The sequence below is a fragment of the Rhodococcus sp. IEGM 1406 genome (genome assembly GCF_030056745.1).
Taxonomy (GTDB): domain Bacteria; phylum Actinomycetota; class Actinomycetes; order Mycobacteriales; family Mycobacteriaceae; genus Rhodococcus_F; species Rhodococcus_F erythropolis.
The window spans coordinates 1-206 of sequence record NZ_JASHKO010000071.1 but is presented as its reverse complement, the minus strand read 5'-3'; the positions used below and the strand labels follow the sequence as shown (position 1 = coordinate 206).

Genomic DNA, 206 nt, shown 5'->3' with positions numbered 1-206 from the left:
AGCTCGGGCTGCCCGGTGCGACGGGATTCGTCCGTGGCGGTGTCCATTGCGGCCGTGCGGTGGTACGCGGGGGTGTGGTCCGGGGGCGCCGCCGACGCACCGCGGGGCGCACCGACGGGTGGAGCGCGTCGAGGGGGGCTCGGAGCTCCTCCCAGGCGCGCGCGGCGCCCGTCGCGACCGTGGCCGTCCAGGCCGTCGGTACTCCG

Annotated in this window: 1 protein-coding gene; it reads right to left on the bottom strand. The window is 78.6% G+C overall.

Features of this window, described 5'->3' with window-relative positions; genetic code table 11:
* Window positions 1–206, bottom strand: a 206-nt coding sequence (locus QM596_RS29685; RefSeq protein ID WP_283310611.1) for a hypothetical protein, incomplete at both ends; no start/stop codon positions are given.